Raw genomic sequence first — 572 nt, forward strand, 5'->3', positions numbered from 1 at the left:
CGGGCGCATACGATCGCGTTCGGTCTGTCGAGGAAGGTTCCGGTCAATACGCCGATGGTCGCTTTCGAGTCCGGGCAGTATTCGGTACCGCATGCACTCCTGGGGTCCGAGGTCTTCGTCCGCGTCCACGGTGTCGCCGAGGCAGAACAGATCATCATCGTAGCTGCCGGTCGTGATGGGGTTCGGGAAGTCGCCCGACACGGCAGGGCCCGGCCCGGATCGCCGAAGATCGATGACGAGCATTTCCCGACTGATGCCACACAGAAGGTGCCCGGAGTGTATGCGGTCACAGCGAACAGTCCTGATGAGGAAGCGTTCCTGATGATTGGGCATGGTGCTCACGAGTGGTTACGTGAGGCGGCCGCGGCAGGGACGTCGAGGATGCGACAGAAGATGGGCCAGGCCGTGGCACTGTCGCGGTTGCATGGTCGAGAACGTGTCGATGAGGTCCTGGGTACGGCGGCTGCCTATGGTCGCTTCGGCACTGGTGATGTGGCGTCGCTGCTGGCCCACCGGGTTGCTGATCAAGGCAGTCGCAGTGCGGGTGAGGATGCGTCCCTGGCGCAGGGGAC

The 572-nt window shown here is 63.6% G+C and carries 1 protein-coding gene and 1 pseudogene; one reads left to right on the forward strand and one right to left on the reverse strand.

All coding sequences use genetic code 11. From position 1 onward, the window contains the following. Positions 1–243 (reverse strand): hypothetical protein (locus ACPUD7_RS17780; protein ID WP_425120654.1); only part of this gene is annotated, 243 nt, incomplete at its 3' end. A 138-nt stretch (positions 244–381) separates the two neighbouring features. Here ACPUD7_RS17780 and ACPUD7_RS17785 point away from each other — a divergent pair. Then, positions 382–572: pseudogene (locus ACPUD7_RS17785) on the forward strand (IS21 family transposase); the annotation flags it as partial.

The organism is Brevibacterium sp. FAM 24630, assembly GCF_049804075.1.
Lineage (GTDB): Bacteria > Actinomycetota > Actinomycetes > Actinomycetales > Brevibacteriaceae > Brevibacterium.